The sequence below is a fragment of the Ancylobacter sp. FA202 genome (assembly GCF_000380205.1).
Taxonomy (GTDB): Bacteria; Pseudomonadota; Alphaproteobacteria; order Rhizobiales; family Xanthobacteraceae; genus Ancylobacter.
Genome location: NZ_KB904818.1, coordinates 146,344 through 169,388, shown reverse-complemented (window position 1 = coordinate 169,388; position 23,045 = coordinate 146,344). Strand labels below are relative to the sequence as shown.

Below are 23,045 nucleotides of genomic sequence, written 5' to 3'. Positions count from 1 at the left end.
GTTCCACGTCGAACCGCGCTAGCCAGCCTTCTTGCGCGCCGCTCTGTCGCGCTCGGCGCGAGCATACCACGACAGCACTGCCGAGAGACCTACCATTAAGGCGATGCCGGACACGCTCATCGTCAGCTGCATGAGCACGGTGCCGGAAACCTCGTTCAGCACGAAATGTGCGGCAAAAGAAAGGAAGACACCGAAACAGAACACTTCAAGCGAGTGCTGGCCGCACATGATGAGCGGCCTCACCGCTTCCCAGCGCAGAAATGGCGCCTGCACCGGTATCAGCCTGACGATTACCACCGCCAGTGCCAGAAAGTGCAGGAAGCGCAGCACCGAGAGGTCGGTCTTGCTGATGGGGTAGATGATATCGCCAATGGCTGGCGGCACCAGCCCTTCCAGCGGGGGCCAGTACCAGCTCGTCACCACTGCCAATGAAAGCGCGAGATAGAGCACCGACAGCACCAGCACCGCCCGCGCATGCACCAGCCGCGCCAGCCGGTCGCTGCCGCCGAGCCCACACCAGCCGCCAAACACGAACATCAGCTGCCAGGCGAAGGGGTTGAAGAACCACATCCGGTCGTCGGGATAGCCCGGCAGGTTGAAGCCGAGAAACTGGACGGCGAGCCACAACAGGAAGGAGGCGAGGAGCGTCGCATCGGCCCAGCGCTTCAGCGCCCACAGGATCGGCGGGAAGGTCGCCAGCAGCACGATGTAGAGCGGCAGCACGTCCATATTGGCCGGGCGGAACTTCAGCAGCAGCGCCTGCACCAGTGCCACGTCGGGCTCGGCGAGGAACTGCAGCGCGCCCATTTCCTCGGCGTAGAGCGGGTTCTCGAAGCTGCCGACCACATAGGAGATTTCGGCGAGATAGATGACGAACAGGAAGATGAAGGCGACATAAAGCTGCCACGCCCGGCGCAGGATGCGCGCCGAGGTGACGAGCACGCCGCTGGCATCGAGCTGGCGCCCATAGACCATGGCGGCGGTGTAGCCGGAGATGAAGACGAAGATCTCGGTGGCGTCGGAAAAGCCGAAATTGCGGTTGGTGATCCAGTTGCCGACATTGTTGGGCACATGGTTCAGGAAAATGAACCACAGCGCCAGCCCGCGGAACAGGTCGAGCCGCAGATCGCGCCCGGAGGCGGTGGGTGGGGCCGGCCTTTCGGCCGGCTCCACGGGAGTGTTCGCCGTCGCGGCGAGGGGCGCAGGCACCGGCAGGGGCTATTTCTTCAGGCCGAAGCCGAGGAACAGCACGGCGATGCCATTGAACACCAGGTCGATGCCGAGCAGCAGGCCGAGCACCCATAGCCCGCTGACCGGCCAGCCCGCGATGATCTCAATGCCGAGCAGGACGGCGATCGCGGCGGAGAAGGCGATCCAGCCCCAGCCATCGGCCGGGCGCAGCTGGAAGGCGGCGACGAGGCGGAACGCGCCGCCGATGATCAGCGAGACGCCGAGGAACAGGGTGAGGAATTCGGCGGCGACCATCGGCACGAAGATGCAGACGAGGCCGGCGGCGAGAAACAGCAGGCCGTCGAGCAGCCAGAAGGCGAAGGCGCCCCAGGTCTTGACCTGGAAGGCATGGATCACCTGGGCGCCGCCGGAAACGGCCATCATCACGCCGATATAGAGCACAGACACCACGGTGCTGAGCACGAGATTGCCGAGCGCGATGGCGCCGGCCATGACCATGAGCAGGCCGAGGGCGACGAACCACCCCCATTTGGCGCGCAGCTCGGAAAGATGCCCGGCGACCATGCCGCCCGGTGTCGGCGAGAGGGAGCCCGTTTGCGAAGCCATGTGGTCGATCCTCATTCTTGCCCGCTACACCGGCAGCGCGGTAACGACGTCCCGCCTCCGGAGTTCCAGCGACTCGTCCTGAACGAGCGCCCTATCGTATAGACAGGCGCTGCCGAGCTGTAGTCATGGAATAACCAGATGTCGAACCCTGACCGGGCCCCGCGATGACGCGCGCGCCCCGCACTCCCACCGATCACCCCCCGCTCGACCTGTTCGGCGCGCCGGCGGCGCTGCCGGGCCGTCGCCTCACCGGGCATCTGGCGCGCGCGCTGCTCGCCGACGGGCCGGGCTTTGCCACCCGCGACGTGGAAGGGCTCGTCGTCACGCTGGAAGGCATCCTTGGTGATCGCCATGCCGGGTTCAGCCGTGCCGCGGATTCGCGCGTGCCGTGGTACCCGCGCGGCACGCCGCTCCGCAACACGCGGCAGGTCTCGCTGGTCGCGCCGGACGAGCTGGCCGAGATCGCCCGTCGCCTTGGGCTGGCGCAGATCGCGCCGGAATGGATCGGCGCCAATCTGCTGATCGAGGGCGTGCCGCGCCTCACCGGCCTGCCGCCGGGCACAAGGCTGCATTTCGAGGGCGGGGCGGCGCTGGTGGTGGAGGGGGAGAACGCGCCCTGCCGCCATGCCGGGGCGGCGATTGCCGCACAGACCGGGCAGGAAGCCGCCGATCTCGGCTTTGCCAAAGTCGCGAAGGGGCTGCGCGGGCTGGTCGCCTGGGTCGAGCGGGCCGGCACGCTCAAGCCCGGCACGCCGATCAGTGTCCGCGTGCCGGCGCAGCGCGTCTGGACCTCCTGAACGCAAAGGCCGGATCGCGGGGCGATCCGGCCTTTGCTTTGTCTCATGCCGGCCATGGCCGGCGCGCCCGCTCAGCGGACGGCGAAACCGGTATCGGCCGGCGCGGTGGCGGTGGCCGGCATGCCGTCGGCGGCGGTGGCCGGCGGGTTGCCGGGCAGAACCACCACCTTGGTTCCGACCTTCACCTTGTCGAACAGCGCTTCCACATCCTCGTTCAGCATGCGGATGCAGCCCGACGACATGAATTGGCCGATGGTGGAGGGCTGGTTGGTGCCGTGGATGCGGTAGATCGTGCCGCCGAGATAGAGCGCGCGCGCGCCCATCGGGTTGCCCGGGCCGCCGGCCATGAAGCGCGGCAGATAGGGCTGGCGCTCGATCATTTCCGCCGGCGGGCGCCAATCCGGCCATTCCGCCTTGCGGCTGATCTTTTCCGCGCCGGCCCAGGTGAAGCCTTCGCGGCCAACGCCGATGCCGTAGCGCTCGGCCTTGCCGCCGGGCAGCACGTAATAGAGGTAGGTGTTCGGCGTATCGATAACGATGGTGCCCGGGGCCTCCTTCGTCACATAGTCGACCACCTGGTGCTTGAGATGGGCGGGAAGTTCCTTGGGCGGGCCTTCCTCCGGCTGGTCCTCGGGCGGCAGCATGGCGACGCTGGAACCGTTGGCGCCATAGGTATTGGCGCCGTTGCCCTGCACGGGGGCCGGCGGCTGGCCATAGGCGGCGGGCTGGCCGTAATGGGGCTGGGCATAGCTGGGCTGCTGGGCGGGCGCGGCGGCATTCTGGCCATAGGGCGAGGCCATGCCGGCCGGCTGCTGGCCGGAATAGGCGCCCGGGGGGTAGCCGGTGGGCTGGCGCGAGGGGTCAGCATAGGGAGCATTGGCGACCGCCGGTACGCCCGGGGCCGGCGCGGCATAGGGGTCGCGCACGCCGGGCGGGGTGCCATAGGCGGCTTGGGGCTGCTGGTAGGTCTGGGCCGGGGCGCCATTGGCGGGCGCACCATAGGGATCATAGGCCGCCGGAACCTCGACATCCTCGATCGCGCGGCTTCCCGCCGCCTCATAGGCCGAACCGCCCTGAGCGGCGGGGTCCTGGCCCTCGACGGGATAATACTGGGCTGCGGCGGTGCCGACCGATGCCAGTACCGAGAAGGCGACAGCGGGAACGAAACCGAGGCGAACGAGCATCATCAAGCCTTAATCGAATCTGTCGGCGCGGAAATGCGCGGAAATGTTTCTGCCGAGGGGAATGACGCAGGATCAAGGCAGGTTCAAGACCATAAGCCCTCACGAAATAGAGCGTTCCGGGCTGCTATGCGCAAGGCGCGGGGCTGATGCAGCCGGGCCACACCTCAACCGGGCGCCGGCGGGGCTTCCGCGTCGCGGTCGCGGTGCCAGCCGACTGTCGCGTCGGGGTGGCAGTCGGTGGAGGCGAAATAGGGCTTGATGTCCAGAAGCGGCGTGCCGTCGAGGCAGTCCGCGCCGATCACCGTCAGCGTGCCGCCATCGATGCCGAGCAGCTTCACCGCGCTAAGTGCGATCGGGTTGGGCCGCGCCGGGCTGCGCAGCGCGAAGGTGCCGCGCCCGGTGCCATAGCGGCGGGGTGTCTGCACCACGAGATTTCGCGGCGCCTTGTCCATGAAATAGAGCAGCCAGAGATGGGTGGTGCCCTCCAGCCCCGCCAGCGCCGGCCGGAAGGCGGGGTCGATCTCCACCGTGCACACTTCCTGCCGCGCCATGGCCTCATGGGCGTTCTTCGGGCAGTCGGCGCGCCGGGTCCAGGGCGTGCGGATGCGGCCGATGAAATAGAGCCCGGCATCGGGCGTCGCCGGCAGGTCCACTGTGACCTCGCCCGGCCGGACGCCGAAGTCGCCAGCCGCAGCGGCCTCGTCGCCTGCACCCGCAGCGGGCACATCGACGCCGTCCCCATCAACCCCGCGCATGGACTGCGGCAACCTCTTGCGTTTGGGTAAAATAAGACATAAACATATCTTTATATCTCTCTCGGAGGTCTCGTGACCGTCTCCCCGCTCAGCTTCCCGCTGCTTCTCGACGGCCTCAAGGCGGCCGGCGAGGACACGCGCCTGCGCCTGCTGGCGCTGATCGGCGAGGGCGAGCTGACCGTTTCCGAGCTTACCGAGATTCTGGGCCAATCGCAGCCGCGAATCTCGCGCCATCTCAAGCTGCTGGCGGAGGCGGGGCTGGTCGAGCGGTTCCGCGAAGCCAGCTGGGTGTTCTATCGCCGCGCGGTCGACACCCCCGGTGCGGCGCTGACCGACGCGCTGCTGGCGCTGATGGCGTCCGGCGACACCGTCCTTTTGCGCGACCGCGAGCGGCTGGAGGCGGTGCGTGCCGCCCGCGCCGCCCACGCGCAGGAATATTTCCGCGCCCATGCCCATGAATGGGACGCCATTCGCCGCCTGCACGCGCCGGAGGAGCAGGTGGAGGCGGCGATCCATGCCGCCCTGTCAGGCGGGCGCATCGGCAGCTTGCTCGATCTCGGCACCGGCACCGGCCGCATTCTGGAGCTGTTCGCCGACGAGATGGAGCGCGGCGTCGGCATCGATCTCTCCGCCGAGATGCTGGCGGTGGCGCGGGCCAATCTCGACCGCGCCGGGGTGCGCAACGCCACGGTGCGGCAGGGCGACATCTATAATCTCGCTTTGCCGCGTGATGCGTTCGACGTGGTGATCGTGCACCAGGTGCTGCACTTTCTGGAGGACGCCCCGCGCGCCATCAAGGAAGCGGCGCGGGTGCTGCGCCCCGGCGGGCGGCTGCTGGTGGTCGATTTCGATCCGCACGACCTCGAATTCCTGCGCGAGCAGCACGCCCATCGCCGGCTCGGCTTCGCGCCTGAAATCATGGAGAGCTGGCTCGCCCAGGCCGGCCTCGTGCCACAGTCCCATCGCCTGCTCGCCCCCAAGGACCCGGGAAAGTCCGGGGAGGGCCGGCTTACCGTTTCGCTCTGGCTGGCCCGCGACCCGCGTGTCGTGCTGGCCGATGCCCCACAAAAGCAGGAGGTCGCCTGATGTCGTCGGATGTCGAGCGCCGCAGCCGCCGCGCCGGCGGGCGGCCCATTTCGGTCTCGTTCGAGTTCTTTCCGCCGAAGACGCCCGAGATGGAGGCCACGCTGTGGAACTCCATCACCCGTCTGGCGCCGCTGGCACCGAAATTCGTCTCGGTCACCTATGGCGCCGGCGGCTCCACCCGCGAGCGCACCCACACCACGGTGGAGCGCATCGTCAAGGAGACACGCCTGGCGCCGGCGGCGCATCTCACCTGCGTCTCCGCCACCAAGGGCGAGGTCGACGAGGTGGTGCGCGGCTATTGGGACGCCGGCGTCCGCCACATCGTCGCGCTGCGGGGGGATCCGCCGGGCGGCGTCGGCCAGACCTATGAGCCGCATGGCGAGGGCTACCGCACCACGGCCGATCTGGTCGCCGGCATCCGCCGCAGCGCCAATTTCGAGGTGTCGGTCTCCGCCTATCCCGAGAAGCACCCGGAAAGCCCGAGCTTCGACACCGATCTCGACATCCTCGCCGCCAAGGTGGATGCCGGGGCGACGCGCGCCATCACCCAGTGCTTCTTCGACAACGACCTGTATTTCGCTTTTCTCGACAAGGCGCGTGCGCGCGGCATCGACGTGCCGATCGTGCCGGGCATCCTGCCGGTGTCGAACTTCAAGCAGGCGAAGAACTTCTCGGAGAAAACCGGCACCTACATGCCGGACTGGCTGGCCGCCCGCTTCGAGGGCCTCGACAACGACCCCGAGACCCGCAAGCTGATCGCCGCCGCGGTGGCGGCCGAGCAGGTGTTCGATCTGGTGGACCGCGGCGTCACCGAGTTCCACTTTTACACCCTCAACCGCGCGGATCTCGTCTACGCCATCTGCCATCTGCTCGGCATCCGCCCGCCGCAGGAGGTCAACGGCGCGAGCGGGCAGGGCAACGGGGCGGCGGCGGCATGAGAATTTCGCGTCGGAATGCCATATAGTAGGGGCATTCTGCGGAGACGGTCGATGAGCGAGCCGGACAACTTCATCCTGACGCTGCTGCGCGAGATCCGCGCGGAGATTGCGAATACCAAAATGGAAGTCGCGGAAAGCCGCAGAGAGACCCGTGCGGGCTTCGAGTCTGTCAATAAGAAGATCGAAAGCCTGAAGCAGGCCATGCATGGTGAATCCGTGCTCGGCCGCTACGCCTCCGCCGAATTCGAGGACCGCATCGAAGCGATCGAGAAGCGTCTCGAAAAGCTCGAAAAGGGTCATTGACCTGTAACGCGACGGGGTGATGGCGTCGACCCCATGGGTTCGCGCCGCAGCCCCTCACTCCCAACCCTCTCCCCGACGGGGAGAGGGAGTAGAAAGTGCTCTGTCATGGCCAACGCCCCGACCTTGACCGCCGACACCCTCGACGCCCTGCATCAGGCGGCGCGCGAGCGCATCCTTGTGCTCGACGGCGCCATGGGCACGATGATCCAGCAATTGAAGCTGGATGAGGCCGGCTATCGCGGCGAGCGGTTCAAGGCGTGGAACCGCGACCTCAAGGGCAATAACGACCTGCTCAACCTCACCGCCCCCGATGCGGTGCGCGACATTCACCTCGCCTATTTCCTGGCCGGGGCTGATATCGTCGAGACCAACACCTTTTCCGGCACCACCATCGCCATGGCCGATTACGGCATGGAGAGTCTGGTGCATGAGATCAATTTCGAGGGCGCCCGCCTCGCCAAGGAGGCCGCGCGCCTCGCTCAGGAAAAGGACGGCCGCCGCCGCTTCGTCGCCGGCGCCATCGGGCCGACCAACCGCACCGCCTCGATCTCGCCCGATGTGAACGACCCCGGCTTCCGCGCCACCTCCTTCGACGAGTTGGCCACCGCCTATGGCGAACAGGCGGCGTCGCTGCTCGATGGCGGGGCGGACCTGCTGCTGATCGAAACCATCTTCGACACGCTGAACGCCAAGGCGGCGGTGTTCGCCATCGAGCGGCTGTTCCAGGAGCGCGGCATCCGCGTGCCGGTCATGATCTCCGGCACGATTACCGATCTTTCCGGCCGCACCTTGTCGGGCCAGACTCCGGCGGCGTTCTGGAACTCGCTGCGGCATGCCCAGCCCTTCTCCATCGGGCTGAACTGCGCGCTCGGCGCCAAGGAGATGCGCGCCCATATCGACGAGCTCTCGCGCCTCGCTGACACGCTGGTCTGCGCCTATCCCAATGCCGGCCTGCCCAATGAATTCGGCCTGTACGACGAGAGCCCGGCGGCGATGGCGAAGCTGGTCGGCGAGTTCGCGGCCTCAGGGCTGGTGAACATCGTCGGCGGCTGCTGCGGCACCACGCCGGACCATATCCGCGCCATTGCCGATGCGGTGGCCCCGCACGCGCCGCGCGTCGTGCCCGAAATTGAGCCGATGCTGCGGCTGTCGGGGCTGGAGCCGTTCGAGCTCACCCCGATCATTCCCTTCGTCAATGTCGGCGAGCGTACCAACGTCACCGGCTCGGCCCGCTTCCGCAAGCTCATCACCAATGGCGACTACACCGCCGCGCTGGCGGTGGCGCGCGACCAGGTGGAGAACGGCGCCCAGGTCATCGACATCAACATGGATGAAGGCCTGCTCGATTCCGAGAAGGCGATGGTGACCTTCCTCAATCTGCTCGCCGCCGAGCCGGATATCGCCCGCGTGCCTGTCATGGTCGACAGCTCCAAGTGGAGCGTCATCGAGGCCGGGCTGAAGTGCATCCAGGGCAAGGGCATCGTCAATTCGATCTCGATGAAGGAAGGCGAGGAGGCGTTCCGCCACCATGCCCGGCTGGTGCGCGCCTATGGCGCCGCCGTTGTGGTGATGGCCTTTGACGAGCAGGGCCAGGCCGACACCTATGAGCGCAAGGTGGAAATCTGCTCGCGGGCCTACCGCATCCTCGTCGACGAGGTCGGCTTTCCCCCCGAGGACATCATCTTCGATCCCAACATCTTCGCGGTGGCGACCGGCATCGAGGAGCATGCCGGCTATGGCGTCGCCTTCATCGAGGCGGTCCGCGCCATCCGCCAGCAGCTGCCGCACGCCCATATCTCCGGCGGCGTGTCCAATCTCAGCTTCTCGTTCCGCGGCAATGAGCAGGTGCGCGAGGCGATGCACGCCGTGTTCCTGTACCACGCCATTTCGGCGGGCATGGACATGGGCATCGTCAATGCCGGCCAGCTCGCGCCCTATAGCGAGATCGAGCCGGAGCTGCGCGAGGCCTGCGAGGACGTGGTGCTTAACCGCCGCGACGACGCCACCGAGCGCCTGCTGGCGCTGGCCGAGCGTTTCAAGGGCGGTGGCCGCGAGAAGAAGGAGGCGGACCTCACCTGGCGCACCTGGCCGGTGGAGAAGCGCATCGCCCACGCGCTGATCAACGGCATCACTGAGTTCGTCGAGGTCGACACCGAGGAGGCGCGCCTTTCCGTCGCCCGGCCGCTGCACGTCATTGAGGGGCCGCTGATGGCCGGCATGAACGTGGTCGGCGACCTGTTCGGCGCCGGCAAGATGTTCCTGCCGCAGGTGGTGAAGTCCGCCCGGGTGATGAAGCAGGCGGTAGCCTATCTCATGCCCTTCATGGAGCAGGAGAAGCTGGACAGCGGCTCGACCGAGGATTCCTCGGCCGGCAAGGTGCTGATGGCCACGGTGAAGGGCGACGTGCACGACATCGGCAAGAACATCGTCGGCGTCGTGCTCCAGTGCAACAATTACGAGGTGATCGACCTCGGCGTCATGGTGCCGGCGGCGAAGATCCTGGAAGCAGCGCGGGAGCACAAGGTGGACGTGATCGGGCTGTCCGGCCTCATCACCCCCTCGCTGGACGAGATGGTGCATGTCGCCGCCGAGATGGAGCGCGAGGGATTTTCCGTGCCGCTGCTGATCGGCGGCGCGACGACCTCGCGCGTCCACACGGCGGTGAAGATCGCCCCGCAATATGTGCGCGGGCAGGCGGTCTATGTCACCGATGCCAGCCGGGCGGTGGGCGTGGTCTCCAACCTGCTCAACGACAACACGAACGCCGAGTATGTCGCCGGCCTGCGCGCCGAATACGCCAAGGTTGCCGACGCCCATGCCAAGTCCGACCGCAACAAGGTGCGGGTGAAGCTGGAGGACGCGCGCGCCAACCGTCTGGTGCTGGACTTCGACGCCTATAAGGCGCCGGTGCCGACTTTCCTCGGCACTCGCGTGTTCGACACATACGACCTCGGCGAACTGGTGCCCTATATCGACTGGACGCCGTTCTTCCAGTCCTGGGAACTGATCGGCCAGTACCCGGCCATTCTCGACGACGCGAAGGTCGGCATCGCCGCCCGCGCTCTGTATGACGACGCCCGCAAGATGCTGGATACGATCGTCGCGGAGAAATGGCTGACCGCCCGCGCCGTTGTCGGCTTCTGGCCGGCGGGCACGGTGGGCGACGACATCGTGCTGTTCGAGGATGACAGCCGGGCGCGGGAACTCGCCACGCTGCACACGCTGCGCCAGCAGATGGCCAAGCGCGAGGGGCGCACCAATCTGGCGCTGGCCGATTTCATCGCCCCGACCTCAACAGGCGTGCCCGATTATATCGGCGGTTTCTGCGTCTCCACCGGCTTTGGCGAGCCGGAGCGGGCGGAGGCCTTCAAGGCGGCCCATGACGACTATTCCGCGATTCTTCTCAAGGCCTTGGCGGATCGTCTTGCGGAAGCGTTCGCCGAGCGCATGCACCAGCGCGTGCGCAAGGAATTCTGGGCTTATGCGCCGGATGAAGAACTTCACAATGAGAATCTGATTCAAGAGGCCTATCGCGGCATCCGCCCGGCGCCGGGCTATCCGGCGCAGCCGGACCACACGGAAAAGGCGATTCTTTTCAAGCTGCTCGACGCCACGGCTCAGATCGGAGTCGAGCTGACCGAAAGCTTCGCCATGTGGCCGGGGGCGGCGGTGTCGGGGCTGTATTTCGCCCATCCGCAGGCGTCCTATTTTGGCGTCGGCCGCATTGAGCGCGACCAGGTCGAGGACTATGCCGCGCGCAAGGGCATGAGCGTGGCTGAGGCCGAGCGCTGGCTCGCGCCGGTGCTCAACTACAACCCGGCGGGGGCCGCCGGGTTGGCGGCTGAGTGACGCCGATGAGCGCGATCGACGACGAGACCCGCCGGGTTCTGCTGTGGGCGCTGGTCGCCTTCGTCATCTGGGCCGCGCTCGCCTATGTGATGCTGCCGCGGCTGTGGACGCATCACGAACACCAGCCCGGCATCAAGCGCATGCCCATGGTGACGCAGACCAAGCAGGGCATTCCCGGCGACCCGATCAATGTCGGGCTGGTTGGCAGTGAGGGCGACATCCTGCAGGCGATGAACGCCGCCGGCTGGGTGCCCGCCAATCCGGTCACGCTGAAGTCGAGCCTCGCCATCATCGGCTCGGTGCTGCTGCGTCGGCCCGATCCGCAGGCGCCGGTGAGCTCGCTCTATTATGACGGGCGGGTGGAGGACCTCGCCTTCGAGAAGGAGATTGGCCGCAGCGCCGACAAGCGCGACCATGTGCGCTTCTGGAAGGTGCTCGACAGCGGCAAGGATGGCGGGCCGGTCTGGCTGGGCTCGGCCACCTATGACCGGGGCGTCGGCCTCAGCCATTATACCGGCGCCGTCACCCATCACATCGGCCCCAATGTCGATGCGGTGCGCGACTTGCTGATCGACGATCTCAAGACCGCCGGCATGGTGCGGTCGGTCTATCAGGTGACGGGCCTCGGCCCGACCCTGTTCGGGCGCAATGGCGGCGGCGATCGCTACTACACCGATGGCGAGGTCGATTTCGCCAGGCTGGTGGCCGATGGCCGGAAGAACCCCGATCCGCCGACCATCATCGCCTCGCCGCCCGGCGTGGGCGTGAAGAACGCGGTCTGGAGCGCGGCCGCCTCGCTGATGGGGGTCGATTGAGGCAACGCCGCTTCCACGCAAAAAAGCCCCGGACGTTTTCGTCCGGGGCTTTCCGCGAAAGGCAGAGGCGTGGCGATCAGAACTTGTAGTTCACGCCGGCCTTGAGGGTCTGCATCGACATGTCGATCTTGGTGTTCGACGCGCCGTCCCAGTTGACGTCGCCGAGGTCGATATAGAGATATTCGGCCTTGACGCTCCAATTGTCGGTGACGGCGTATTCGAGACCGCCGCCCAGCGTCCAGCCCCACAGCGTCTCGCTGCGCGAGGAGCCGCCGAACCCGTCAAGCGTGCCGTCGGCATAGGAGGTGAAGCTCTCGCTCACCTGCACATTGCCCCAGGCGAGGCCGCCGGTGACATAGGGGAGGAAGCGGTCCATCGAGTAGCCGACGCGGGCGCGCACGGTGCCGAAGGACTCGATCTTGGTGTCGATCGAGCCCAGCTCCTGCAGCGTGGGGTCGCCGAGATCGATCGCCGTATAGTTCAGGCGGTCCCTCATCGAGCCGAAGTTGAAGTCGGCTTCCGCGCCGAGAACGACGTTGTTCTCCAGCTGGTAGTTATAGCCGATCTGCGCGCCGCCGGACCAGCCGGTGGGGTCCGAGCCGCCGCTGGCCGCAGCGGAGTCAAAGCCGCTGTAGTAGTAGGCGAGGTAGTTGTTCCACGGCGCCGAGCCATCGCCCCAGCCATAGCCGACATTGCCGCCGATATAGACGCCGGTCCAGGAGAAGACCGGCACATAGGCGATCGGCGCCGCCTTGACCGGGTAGGCCATGTCGGCCGCGAAGGCAGGAACGGCCAGGGCCGCTGCTGCGACGGTGCCGAGAAGAAGAGACTTGATACGCATGAGTACGCCCCCGAAGGAAAATGTGAGGAGGCCAACCTAGCCCGGCGTACTTAAGAAACCCTCTTCCTGCGTGCTTAACAAAGCGTTTTCCGCGACTTGAGCGATGTAAACTTTTCGTCAGCGGCCAGACGCTTGCTGCGCGGCGGGCGCGTCAGGCGGCGCAGATCGCCCGCTCCAGGAACCGCCCGATCTGCATCAGCTCGCGGTCCCGCCCGAAGCGGCCGACCAGCTGCACGCCGATCGGCAGGCCGGTGGCGCCGGTGAGGCCGGTGATGTTCAGGCATGGGCTGCCGGTGAGCGTCCACAGGCGGTTGAACGCCGGCGAGCCGGTGCTGGAGAAGCCCTCCGGCGCCTCGCCCGTCACCGAGAAGGTGAGCAGCGCGTCATATGCGCCATAGAGGTCGCTCAGCGCATGGCGGCCGCGCCGGGCGGTGCGCCGCGCGGCGTCGTACTGCTCCGGGGTGAGGGCGCTAGCGCCCTCCAGATAGGTCGCCAGCGTCGGCGACAGGGCGTCGCGGTGGCGGTCCCATTCATCGGCGAAGGCGAGGCACGCCTCATAGCCCTGCACCACCCCTTGGGCTTCGTCCGCCGCCTCGACCGCTTCCGGCAGGTCGAGCGTGGAGACGCTCGCCCCGGCCTTTGCGGCGGCACTGGCGGCGGCATCAAGCGCGGCATGGGCGTCCGTGGCGGCCAAATGCGCGCGCGCCGTCTTTACCACCGCGATGCGCGGGGTCGGCATGTCGTCGCTGAGCGCGAAGTCGCGCCCGGTCAGCGCCCCGGCGGCAAAGGCGACATCCGCCACATGGGCGCCGAACAGGCCGATCGTGTCGAGCGACCAGGAAAACGGCTTCAGCCCCAGCACGGGGAGCAGCTTGAACGAGGGCTTGTAGCCGGTGACGCCGCAGAAGGAGGCGGGGCGGATGATCGAGCCGCCGGTCTGGGTGCCGAGCGTGACCGGCAGCATGCCGGCGGCCACCGCCGCCGCCGAGCCGGCCGAGGAGCCGCCGGGGGAGTGCGTCAGGCGGCGCGGATTGCGCGTCACGCTCGGCTGCATGAAGGCGAATTCGGTGGTCACCAGCTTGCCGGCGATGAGCCCGCCGGCGCGCGCGGCCATCCGTACGATGGCGGCGTCTGTGGTTGGCCGATAGCCGGCAAACAGCTTGGAGCCGCGCTCGGTGGGAAAGTCCACCGTGTCGAGAATGTCCTTCACCCCCACCGGCAGGCCGGCGAGCGGGGTGGCGGCGAGGCCGGGCCTTGCGGCGTCCGCCAGCAGCCTAGGCAGGTCGAGGCTGGTAAAGGCCCGCACCTCGTCCTCATGGGCGCGGATCGCCTCGCAGCAGCGTTCGGCGACATCGACCGGGGAGAGGCGCCCGGAATGGACGGCCTGGGCGAGGGCAGCGGCGGAAAGCATCTCTGTCATGGCTTAAAGCCTCTCGCATGGGCAAAGGTTCGGGACAAGGGGGCGGCGCGCCCGCCACGTATCGATTTCGCTTATGGCAGCCGCGCGGAATTTCGTTTGAGCGCTTGCGTTTAGGGCGCTAAGCGCGGATCGTCTGGCAAATTCGGGGCGCTTACGCATGAATATTCTGTCGATCCAGTCCTGGGTGGCCTACGGGCATGTGGGGAACGCTTCCGCCATGTTCCCCATGCAGCGTCTGGGCCACGAGGTGTGGGGCCTGCACACGGTGCAGTTCTCCAATCACACCGGCTATGGCGCCTGGCGCGGCGAGGTGTTCGGCGCCGAGCTGATCCGCGAGCTGGTCGGGGGGCTGGAAGACCGCAACGTGCTGCCGCGCTGCGACGGCGTGCTCTCGGGCTATATGGGCGCGGCCGAGATCGGCGACGCCATTCTCGACACGGTCGGCCGGGTGAAGGCCGCCAATGCCGAGGCGCATTATTGCTGCGACCCGGTTATCGGCGATGTCGGGCGCGGCGTGTTCGTGCGGCCGGGCATTCCCGAATTCATGCGCGAGCGCGCCGTGCCGGCGGCCGACCTGATCACGCCGAACCAGTTCGAGCTGGATTATCTCTCCGGGCGCTCCTCCTCGACGCTGGCCGGGGCGATCGCCGCCTGCGACGCCGTGCACGCCACCGGGCCGCGCGTCATCATGGTCACCAGCCTGCACACCGAGGACACGCCGGACGATTCGATCGACCTCATGGCCTCCGGGCCGGACGGGCGCTTCCGGCTGCGCACGCCCAAGCTCGACATTTCGGTGAACGGGGCGGGCGACGCCATCGCGGCGCTGTTCTTCGTGCACTGGAAGGCCAGCCATTCCACCGCCGAGGCGCTCTCCAAGGCGGCCTCCTCGGCCTATGGCCTGCTGGCCCGCACGGCAGCGGCGGGATCGCGCGAGATCCTCACCATCGCCGCGCAGGATGAATTCGTCACCCCGTCCCGTCTCTTCACGCCGGAGAAGATCTGACCCCATGGCCCGCCGCTTCGTTGTGCTCGACGTCTTCACCGACCGGACGCTCTCCGGCAACCCGCTGGCCGTCGTGCTCGATACGGAAGGGCTCGACGGCAACCACATGCAGGCCATCACCCGCGAGTTCAATCTCTCGGAGACGGTCTTCATCCTGCCGCCGCAGGAGGAGGAAAACCGGGCGCGGCTGCGCATCTTCACCACCAGCCACGAACTGCCCTTCGCCGGGCATCCCACTGTCGGCGCGGCGGTGCTGCTCGCCCTGCGCGAGGGGGTGACCACGACAGACGATTTCGTGCTGGAGGAGAATGTCGGGCCGGTGGCCTGCCATGTCTCGGTGCGCGGCGAGCGTTCCGGCAGCGCCACCTTCACTGTGCCGCGCATTCCGGAAATCCTCGACGCCGCGCCGATGAGCCGGGAAGCCTGCGCCCAGGCGCTCGGCCTCGACACGTCGGATATCGGCTTCGACGGCTATGGACCGGTGATCGCTTCCGCCGGCGTGCCTTTCGTCTGCGTGCCGCTCGCCTCGCGCTCGGCGCTGGCACGCATCAGCCCCAGCGCGGCGCGGCTGATCTCCACCTTCGGCGGCGGAGCGGATTCCGTCTATGTGTTCTGCCGCGACGAGGATGGCGAGGGCGATTTCCGCGCCCGCATGTTCGCCGCCAATATGGGCATCGACGAGGACCCGGCGACCGGCTCGGCCGCCGCCGCGCTGGCCGCTGCGCTGCTGGCCGGCGAGCAGCCGGGCGATGGCTTCCACGCCTATGACATCCTGCAGGGCGTCGAGATGGGACGCCCGAGCCTGGTGCGCCTCGGCCTGCAGGTGGAGGGTGGGGCGCTCGCCGCCGTCACCATTGGCGGCGGCGCGGTCATCGTCTCGGAAGGCGTGCTGCATGTGTGACGTCCTGCCCGAGCGCCCGGCGGGGTGGTGAGGATGACGGCGCCGGCGGAGACGCCGACGCTGGTGGCGCTCGACCATGTCGAGGCGCGGCTCGCGCCCGGCGCGCTCGCCTTCTCAGCCGAGGAGCGGGCGGCGATCGACGCACATTACGCCGCCCGCAAGGAAGCCAATCCGGATTTGTGGAACGGGCGCGTGCTGCTGCTCGGCGCGCATCGTTTCGAGGCGCAGCGGCTGGTGGCGCAGTATGGCGAGGCCGACTATGCCGCGCTGCTGTGGTTGCTGGCGCGCGAGCACGCGCACCCGCTGCTGCGCGTCTCCTTCGCCATGGGCGCGCTGCGTGGTTCCGATGGCGGCTTCGTCATGATCCGCATGGCGCAATGGACCGCCAATGCCGGCCGCATCTACTTCGCCGCCGGCACGCCGGACCTGTCCGACATCACCCCGGATGGAAGCGTCGATCTTGAAGGCAGCGTGCTGCGCGAACTGGCCGAGGAGACGGGCCTCACGGCCGATAAGCTCACTTTGGCGCCGGGCTGGACCGCGCTGCACGATTCACGTCGGCTGGCGCTGCTGCGCGAGGTGCGCGCGGGCGAGGAGGCGGAGGCGCTCGCCGCCCGCGTCCGCCGCTTCGGCGCCGGGGAGCGCCGGCCGGAATTCGACGAGGTGCGGGTGGTGCGCGGCCCGCAGGACCTTGCCGAGGGCATGTCGCCCCTCATCCGCCGCTATCTCGCCCATGCTTGGGAACAGGGCTGGGGACAGGGTACAATGACGCCGTGACTTTTCGGACCAGACAGTTCGAAAATGGCATGACACTCGCATAAGCGGGGGCAATCGCGGCGCTGCGCTCGGGTGGGCCGCCGGTGCTTTTTCGGGGAGAACAGGAAAATGCTGCGCAAGTCGTCTGGGAGCCTGCCGCTTTTTTCATCAGGCGTGCTCGATCGGCGGCAGTTGCTGGCCCTCGGCGCGGGCGCTCTCGCCCTCACCGTGGCCGGCCGCGAGGCCTTCGCCGCCGGCAAGGCCAAGCCGATCAAGGTCGCCGCTATCTATACCGTGCCGGTGGAGCAGCAATGGGTCTCGCGCATTCACAAGGCGCTGAAGGCCGCCGAGGCGCGCGGCGACATCACCTACAAATTCTCCGAGAATGTCGCCAACACCGATTATGAGCGCGTGATGCGCCAGTACTCGGAGGAGGGTGCGGACCTCGTGGTGGGCGAAGTGTTCGCGGTGGAGCGCCCGGCCCGCAAGGTCGCCGCCGATTACCCCAAGACCGCCTATCTCATGGGCTCCTCCTTCGGTCCGACCAAGCCGAACTTCTCGGTGTTCGACAATTTCATCCATGAGCCGTCCTTCCTCACCGGCATGGTGGCGGGCAAGGCGACCAAGTCGAACGTCATCGGCCTGGTCGGCGGCTACGCCATCCCCGAGGTGAACCGGCTGATGCAGGCCTTCATGGAAGGCGCGGTCTCGGTGAACCCGAACGTGAAGTTCATCGTCACCTTCATCAACTCCTGGTACGACCCGCCCAAGGCCAAGGAGGCGGCCTTCGCCCAGATCGACAAGGGCGCGGACGTTCTCTACGCCGAGCGCTTCGGCGTCTCCGACGCCGCCAAGGAGCGCGGCGTGAAGGCGATCGGCAATGTCATCGACACGTCAGCCCAGTATCCCGGCACGATCATCGCCTCGGCGCTGTGGCAGATGGAGCCGACCATCGACAAGGCGATCAAGGAAGTGATGGACGGCACCTTCACCGCCGCCGATTACGGCCCCTACAGCTACATGGCCGAAGGCGGCGCCAGCCTCGCCCCGCTCGACCCCAAGCTGGTGCCTCCCGAGGTGATCGAGATGGTGCTGGTGAAGGAAAAGGAGATCAAGGACGGTCTCTTCCGCGTCAACGTCAATGATGGCGAGCCCAAATCGACGCTGTGAGGCGGGACGACGGCGCCGCCCACCTCCCTCTCCCCGTCGGGGAGAGGGCCGGGGTGAGGGACTGTGGCGCCTCGCCCAAACGGCCATCATCCCGCACGGCCATAAGGCCGATCCGGGAGCGCTGACCAACCACCCTTCTTCCCTCATCCCCGGGCTTGACCCGGGGACCAAGGGGACCGGGTTGCGCTGTGCCACTGGGTGCCCGGGTCAAGGCCGGGCATGAGGACCTGTCAGTTGGGCCGCTTTCCTGATTTGGATATTCCATGCACCCCGATGCAAGCCACCCCGACCCACGCCGGCTCGTCCTTTCGCTCAAAGGCATCACCAAGCGGTTCGGGCCGCTGACGGCGAACGACGCTATCGACCTCGATGTGCGGGCCGGCGAGATCGTGGCGCTGCTGGGGGAGAATGGTGCCGGCAAGACCACGCTGATGAGCATCCTGTTCGGCCATTACATCGCCGACGAGGGCAGCGTTTCCATTGCTGATAGCGAGGGGCGGATGGCGCCGCTGCCCGGCGGCTCGGCGCAGGCGGCGCTGGCGGCCGGCATCGGCATGGTGCACCAGCATTTCGCGCTGGCCGAGAACCTCACCGGCTTCGAGAACATCGTGCTCGGCACCCAGTCGCTGTGGAGCCTGCGCCCGAGGGGGCGCGGGGCGCGGGGCAAGATCGCGCGGCTGATGGACGAGAGCGGCCTCACGGTGGATCTCGACGTACCGGTGGCGCGGCTCTCGGTGGGCGAGCAGCAGCGCATCGAAATCCTGAAAGCGCTCTATCGCGACGTGCGGGTGCTGATCCTCGACGAGCCGACCGCCGTGCTCACCCCGCAGGAGGCCGACAGCCTCGCCGCCACCGTCCGCTCGCTGGCGGCCAAGGGGCTGGCGGTCATCTTCATCAGCCACAAGCTGCACGAGGTGCTGGCGCTGTGCGGGCGCGTCGTGGTGCTGCGCGGCGGCGCCAAGGTGGCCGACCGGCCGACCTTGGGCGCCGACCGTGCGACGCTGGCCGAACTCATGGTCGGCCGCGCCATTCCCGCCCGCGAGCGCCCGCCCTCCACCCCCGGCGCGCCGGTGCTGAGCCTGCGTCGGGTGAGCGTCGGCGCGCCCTCCCAGCGCGACCGGCTGGAGAGCGCCGATCTCGATGTGCGCGCCGGCGAGATCGTCGGCATTGCCGGCGTCTCCGGCAACGGGCAGGGGGCGCTCGCCGCGCTGGTCGCTGGCCTCGCGGCGGCCCGCGCCGGGGAGGCGACGATCGACGGCCGGCGTCTGGCCGGCGCCGATCCGGCCGGGCGCGTCGCCGCCCATGTCGGGCGCATCCCGGAAGACCGCCACCGCGACGGCACCATCGGTTCGCTGAGCGTGGCGGAGAATTTCGTGCTGGAGACCATTGCCGCCCCCGAAAACCAGCGCGCCGGCCTGATCCGCCGCGCCGCCATCCGCGCCCGGGCTGCGGCGGCGATCCAGGCCTATGACGTGCGCTGCCCCGGTCCCGACGCAGCGATCCGCGCGCTCTCGGGCGGCAATATGCAGAAGGTGGTGCTGGCCCGCGTGCTGGAGCGCGAGCCGAAGCTCGTGCTGGCGCACCAGCCGACGCGCGGCCTCGACATCGGCGCCACCACCGATGTGCACCGCCGGCTGATCGCCGCGCGCGGGCGCGGGGCGGCGGTGCTGCTGATCTCGGAAGACCTCGACGAATTGTTCGCCCTGTCCGACCGCATCGCCGTGGTCCATGCCGGCCATCTCTCGCCGGCTCTGGACGCCGTCGGGCTCGATGTCCGCACCGTCGGGCTGATGATGGCCGGCCATGGCGCGGGGGAGGCGGCATGATGGGGGAATCGGGAACGGACATCCCTCGTGGCTCGCGGCGCGAGCGCTTCGGGATGACGCGACACTTCACATGCGACGTCATCCCCGGGCTTGACCCGGGGATCCACGTCTTTGATTCCGCCCGCTCCCGGCGGCACGACGTGGATGGCCGGGTCAAGCCCGGCCATGACGGCGTAGGGATGCATAGGCGAGGCTTGCCCACCCCTCATTTCCCGTCCGCGAGGTGGCACTCATGATCCGCTTCGTGCCCCGCGCCCGCACCCCGGTCTGGCTGAGCGTCGCCGTCTCCATCGGCGCCGGGCTTGCGGCGCTGGCGCTCACCGCCATTCCGCTGGCGCTCACCGGTGCGCCTGTATTCACCGCCTTCGCGCTGATGGCGCAGGGCGCGGCGGGCAATGGCTTCGCGCTGGCGGAAACGCTGACAAGGGCGACGCCGCTCATCTTCACCGGCCTCGCCGCCGCCGTCGCCTTCCGCGCCAAGCTGTGGAACATCGGCGCCGAGGGCCAGCTTTATGCTGGCGCGCTCGCCACCGTGGCCCTGGGCGCCGGGCTGATCGAGGCGCCGTCCTATGTGCTGGTGCCGCTGGTGCTGATCGGCGCCGCGCTCGCCGGGGCGGTGCTGCTGCTGGTGCCGGTGCTGTTCAAGACCCGCTTCGGCGCCGACGAGGTGGTGGTCACGCTGCTGCTCAATTTCATCGTGCTGCTCTTCGTGCAGATGATGCTGGAAGGGCCGATGAAGGACGAGATGGCGCTCGGCTGGCCGCAATCGGCGCCGGTGCTGGACGAGGCGACGCTGCCCAAGCTGGTGAGCGGCTGGCGGCTGCATGGGGGGCTGGTGCTCGCCATCCTCGCCGCCGTGGCGCTGCATGTCTTCATCACCCGCACCGTCTGGGGTTTCCGCATCCGCGCGGTCGGCGAGAATGCCCGCGCCGCCCGCTATGCCGGCCTCCCGGTGGGCAAGGCGATGGCGCTGGTCGGCCTGCTCTCCGGCGGCCTCGCCGGTCTCGCCGGGGCGAGCGAAGTGGCGGGGCTGAAGGGCTACCTCACGGCCGATCTCTCGCCCGGCTTCGGCTATGCCGGCATTGTGGTGGCGACCTTGGCCAATCTCTCGCCGCTCGGCGTCATCCCCGCCGCGCTGTTCGTGGCCGGCGTGTTCGTCGGGGCGGATTCGATGAGCCGGGCGATCGGCGTCTCCAACTACCTCGCCGATCTCGTCGTCGCCTTCGCCCTGCTCAGCGTGCTGGTCGGCGGGCTGCTGACGCGCTTTCGCATCGTCTTCGTGCGCCGGGGGACCGCCTGATGTGGGAGGCGCTTGATATTCTCACCCAGGCCAATTTCTGGGCGGCCACCATCCGCATCGCCACGCCGCTGATTTTCGGCGTGCTCGGCGCGCTGCTGTGCGAGCGGGCCGGGGTGCTCAATCTCGGCATTGAGGGCATTTTCGTCGCCGGGGCGATGTCCGGCTGGCTGGCGGTTTATCTCGGCCTGCCGCTCTGGGGCGGCGTGGTGGTGGCGGCGTTGGTGGGGGCGCTGTTCGGGCTGGTCCACGGCGTGCTCACCGTGCCGCTCGGCCTGTCGCAGCACGTCACCGGCATCGGGGTGACGCTGCTGGCGACCTCCATGGCCTATTTCGGCTACCGCGTCGCCTTCCCGAATGTGGCGACCCCGCCGCGCATCGAGGCGTTCGCCCCGCTCGACGTGCCGCTGATCGGCGATCTGCCCTTTATCGGGCCGATCCTCGCCCAGCAGACCGGCTTCACCGTGCTGGCCTTCGCCTGCGTCGGCGTGCTGGCCTTCGTGCTCGCCCGCACGCCGCTCGGCCTCGCGCTCAGGGCGGTGGGCGACAATCCGGAGGCGGTGGAGGCGCAGGGGCTTTCCGTGGTGGCGCTGCGCATCGGCGCGGTTATGGCCGGCTCGGCGCTGATGGCGCTGGGCGGGGCGTTCCTGACGCTCTCGGCCTTTAACGCCTTCTATTTCGGCATGATCAACGGGCGCGGCTGGGTGTGCATCGCGCTCACCGTCTTCGCCTCCTGGCGGCCGGGCAAGGCGCTTCTGGGAGCGCTGCTGTTCGGCGCGCTCGACGCCTACCAGCTGCGTATCCAGACCATTGCCGGCGGGGTGGTGCCGAGCCAGATCTTCCTCATGCTGCCCTATATCTTCTCCATCGCCGCGCTTGTGCTGGTCGCCCGCCGCGCGGATTATCCCCGCGCGCTGATGAAGCCGTACTTCAAAGGCCAAAGGTAGTCTGGAACCCCCATGAGCATCGACCTTCTCGTCAAGAATGCACGCCTGCCGGACGGGCGCAGCGGCATCGACATCGCCTGCGAGGGCGGCCGCATCGTCGCGGTCGAGCCGGGCATCGAGGCCGAGGCCGGGCGCGTCATCGACGCCGACGGCAAGCTGGTGGCGCCGCCCTTCATCGACCCGCATTTCCACATGGACGCGACGCTCTCGCTCGGCCTGCCGCGCCTCAACCAGTCCGGCACGCTGCTGGAGGGCATCGCCCTGTGGGGTGAGCTGAAGCCGATCCTGACCCATGAGGCGGTGATCGAACGGGCGCTGCGCTATTGCGACCTCGCGGTGAGCCAGGGCCTGCTCGCCATCCGCACCCATGTCGACATTTGCGACGACCGGCTGCTGGCGGTGGAGGCGCTGCTGGATGTACGCGAGAAGGTGAAGGACTATATCGACCTCCAGCTCGTCGCCTTCCCGCAGGACGGCTATTACCGCTCCCCCAACGCGGCGGCGAACCTGACGCGGGCGCTCGACATGGGCGTCGACGTGGTCGGCGGCATCCCGCATTTCGAGCGCAGCATGGCCGATGGTGCCGCCTCGCTCACAGCCCTGTGCGAGATCGCCGCCGCGCGCGGCCTGCGCGTCGACATCCATTGCGACGAGAGCGACGATCCGCTCTCGCGCCATATCGAGATGCTGGCCTATGAGACGCAGCGCTTCGGCCTGCAGGGACGGGTGACGGGCTCGCACCTCACCTCCATGCATTCCATGGACAATTATTACGTCTCCAAGCTGATCCCGCTGATCGCCGAGGCCGGCGTCCACGTCATCGCCAACCCGCTGATCAACATCACCCTGCAGGGCCGGCACGACACCTATCCCAAGCGGCGCGGCATGACGCGGGTGCCGGAACTGCGGGCGGCCGGCGTCAATGTCGCCTTCGGCCATGACTGCGTGATGGACCCCTGGTACTCGCTCGGCTCCGGCGACATGCTGGAGGTGGCGCATATGGCGCTGCATGTCGGCCAGATGACCTCGCGCGAGGCGATGGGCTGGTGCTTCGAGGCGATCACCGCCAATTCGGCCAAGCTGATGGGGTTGGAAGGCTATGGAATCGCGCCCGGCTGCAACGCCGATTTCGTGCTGCTGCAGGCGGCCGACCCGATCGAGGCGATAAGGCTGAAGGCCGCGCGGCTGTTCGTGGTGCGGCGCGGCCGGGTGATCGCCGAGGGCGCGCCGCGCGTCTCGGTGCTTGATTTGCCGGGTCGGCCGGGGCTGGTCGACCCCTCGGCCTATGCGCCGGCGGCGGGCTAACGGGGCCGCAGAGAAGCGACGTCATCCCGGGGTGCTCGCTGAGCGAGCATCC

20 protein-coding genes are annotated in these 23,045 nt (G+C 68.1%); 14 read left to right on the top strand and 6 right to left on the bottom strand.

Annotated features, from left to right (window positions below; genetic code table 11):
• Nucleotides 1-18: 18 nt before the first annotated feature.
• Entirely contained in the window at nucleotides 19-1,173 is a 1,155-nt protein-coding gene (locus A3M1_RS0100675; RefSeq protein ID WP_018387019.1) for an OpgC family protein, read from the bottom strand.
• 45 nt (nucleotides 1,174-1,218) lie between these two features.
• A complete protein-coding gene (locus tag A3M1_RS0100670) occupies nucleotides 1,219-1,755 on the bottom strand; it encodes an HdeD family acid-resistance protein (protein WP_026221069.1) in 537 nt (178 codons plus the stop codon).
• Between the two features lie 206 nt (nucleotides 1,756-1,961).
• On the opposite strand from A3M1_RS0100670, the gene A3M1_RS0100665 reads away from it, so the two are divergent.
• Complete coding sequence (locus A3M1_RS0100665) at nucleotides 1,962-2,594, top strand: MOSC domain-containing protein (RefSeq protein ID WP_018387017.1); 633 nt, start codon at nucleotides 1,962-1,964, stop codon at nucleotides 2,592-2,594.
• A gap of 71 nt (nucleotides 2,595-2,665) precedes the next feature.
• Here A3M1_RS0100665 and A3M1_RS0100660 read toward each other — a convergent pair whose 3' ends face one another.
• Both A3M1_RS0100660 and tsaA read right to left on the bottom strand, forming a co-directional pair.
• The gene (locus A3M1_RS0100660) at nucleotides 2,666-3,781 is read right to left on the bottom strand and encodes a L,D-transpeptidase (RefSeq protein WP_018387016.1); all 1,116 of its coding nucleotides are present in this window, start codon (nucleotides 3,779-3,781) and stop codon (nucleotides 2,666-2,668) included.
• Between the two features lie 161 nt (nucleotides 3,782-3,942).
• On the bottom strand, nucleotides 3,943-4,533 hold the full coding sequence (tsaA, locus tag A3M1_RS0100655; protein ID WP_018387015.1) for a tRNA (N6-threonylcarbamoyladenosine(37)-N6)-methyltransferase TrmO: 591 nt from the start codon (nucleotides 4,531-4,533) through the stop codon (nucleotides 3,943-3,945).
• Nucleotides 4,534-4,605: 72 nt separating this feature from the next.
• On the opposite strand from tsaA, the gene A3M1_RS0100650 reads away from it, so the two are divergent.
• The 5 genes from A3M1_RS0100650 (at nucleotide 4,606) to A3M1_RS0100630 (ending at nucleotide 11,524) form a co-directional block, all read left to right on the top strand.
• A complete protein-coding gene (locus A3M1_RS0100650) occupies nucleotides 4,606-5,619 on the top strand; it encodes a metalloregulator ArsR/SmtB family transcription factor (protein ID WP_018387014.1) in 1,014 nt (337 codons plus the stop codon).
• Nucleotides 5,619-6,557 (top strand): methylenetetrahydrofolate reductase [NAD(P)H], encoded by a 939-nt coding sequence (gene metF, locus A3M1_RS0100645; protein ID WP_018387013.1) that lies wholly within the window; start codon nucleotides 5,619-5,621, stop codon nucleotides 6,555-6,557. The genes A3M1_RS0100650 and metF overlap by 1 nt, the downstream gene beginning before the upstream one ends.
• A gap of 51 nt (nucleotides 6,558-6,608) precedes the next feature.
• Entirely contained in the window at nucleotides 6,609-6,860 is a 252-nt protein-coding gene (locus A3M1_RS0100640) for a hypothetical protein (protein ID WP_018387012.1), read from the top strand.
• Nucleotides 6,861-6,965: 105 nt separating this feature from the next.
• Complete coding sequence (gene metH, locus A3M1_RS0100635; protein WP_018387011.1) at nucleotides 6,966-10,709, top strand: methionine synthase; 3,744 nt, start codon at nucleotides 6,966-6,968, stop codon at nucleotides 10,707-10,709.
• A gap of 5 nt (nucleotides 10,710-10,714) precedes the next feature.
• The gene (locus A3M1_RS0100630) at nucleotides 10,715-11,524 is read left to right on the top strand and encodes an LssY C-terminal domain-containing protein (protein ID WP_018387010.1); all 810 of its coding nucleotides are present in this window, start codon (nucleotides 10,715-10,717) and stop codon (nucleotides 11,522-11,524) included.
• Nucleotides 11,525-11,600: 76 nt separating this feature from the next.
• On the opposite strand, the gene A3M1_RS0100625 is transcribed toward A3M1_RS0100630, so the two are convergent.
• Both A3M1_RS0100625 and A3M1_RS0100620 read right to left on the bottom strand, forming a co-directional pair.
• Nucleotides 11,601-12,365, bottom strand: a complete 765-nt coding sequence (locus A3M1_RS0100625) for an outer membrane protein (protein WP_018387009.1) — start codon at nucleotides 12,363-12,365, stop codon at nucleotides 11,601-11,603.
• Between the two features lie 151 nt (nucleotides 12,366-12,516).
• Nucleotides 12,517-13,785 (bottom strand): amidase, encoded by a 1,269-nt coding sequence (locus A3M1_RS0100620; RefSeq protein WP_018387008.1) that lies wholly within the window; start codon nucleotides 13,783-13,785, stop codon nucleotides 12,517-12,519.
• A gap of 157 nt (nucleotides 13,786-13,942) precedes the next feature.
• Between A3M1_RS0100620 and pdxY the strand changes: the two genes are divergently transcribed.
• The 8 genes from pdxY to A3M1_RS0100580 all read left to right on the top strand — a co-directional run bounded on the left by pdxY (nucleotide 13,943) and on the right by A3M1_RS0100580 (nucleotide 22,993).
• Complete coding sequence (gene pdxY / locus A3M1_RS0100615) at nucleotides 13,943-14,791, top strand: pyridoxal kinase PdxY (RefSeq protein WP_018387007.1); 849 nt, start codon at nucleotides 13,943-13,945, stop codon at nucleotides 14,789-14,791.
• A gap of 4 nt (nucleotides 14,792-14,795) precedes the next feature.
• On the top strand, nucleotides 14,796-15,692 hold the full coding sequence (locus A3M1_RS0100610) for a PhzF family phenazine biosynthesis protein (RefSeq protein ID WP_018387006.1): 897 nt from the start codon (nucleotides 14,796-14,798) through the stop codon (nucleotides 15,690-15,692).
• 33 nt (nucleotides 15,693-15,725) lie between these two features.
• Nucleotides 15,726-16,469 carry an NUDIX domain-containing protein gene (locus tag A3M1_RS0100605; protein WP_018387005.1) on the top strand — a complete coding sequence of 248 codons (744 nt, stop codon included), beginning with the start codon at nucleotides 15,726-15,728 and terminating at the stop codon, nucleotides 16,467-16,469.
• Between the two features lie 108 nt (nucleotides 16,470-16,577).
• Nucleotides 16,578-17,618, top strand: a complete 1,041-nt coding sequence (locus tag A3M1_RS0100600; protein WP_018387004.1) for a BMP family protein — start codon at nucleotides 16,578-16,580, stop codon at nucleotides 17,616-17,618.
• A 263-nt stretch (nucleotides 17,619-17,881) separates the two neighbouring features.
• Nucleotides 17,882-19,444: an ABC transporter ATP-binding protein gene (locus tag A3M1_RS0100595; protein ID WP_018387003.1), complete on the top strand. Its 1,563-nt coding sequence runs from the start codon at nucleotides 17,882-17,884 to the stop codon at nucleotides 19,442-19,444.
• A 232-nt stretch (nucleotides 19,445-19,676) separates the two neighbouring features.
• Nucleotides 19,677-20,744: an ABC transporter permease gene (locus tag A3M1_RS0100590; RefSeq protein ID WP_018387002.1), complete on the top strand. Its 1,068-nt coding sequence runs from the start codon at nucleotides 19,677-19,679 to the stop codon at nucleotides 20,742-20,744.
• Nucleotides 20,744-21,688 carry an ABC transporter permease gene (locus A3M1_RS0100585; protein WP_018387001.1) on the top strand — a complete coding sequence of 315 codons (945 nt, stop codon included), beginning with the start codon at nucleotides 20,744-20,746 and terminating at the stop codon, nucleotides 21,686-21,688. Before A3M1_RS0100590 ends, A3M1_RS0100585 begins: the two co-directional genes overlap by 1 nt.
• A gap of 12 nt (nucleotides 21,689-21,700) precedes the next feature.
• Entirely contained in the window at nucleotides 21,701-22,993 is a 1,293-nt protein-coding gene (locus A3M1_RS0100580) for an amidohydrolase family protein (RefSeq protein ID WP_018387000.1), read from the top strand.
• The last annotated feature ends 52 nt before the right edge of the window (nucleotides 22,994-23,045 follow it).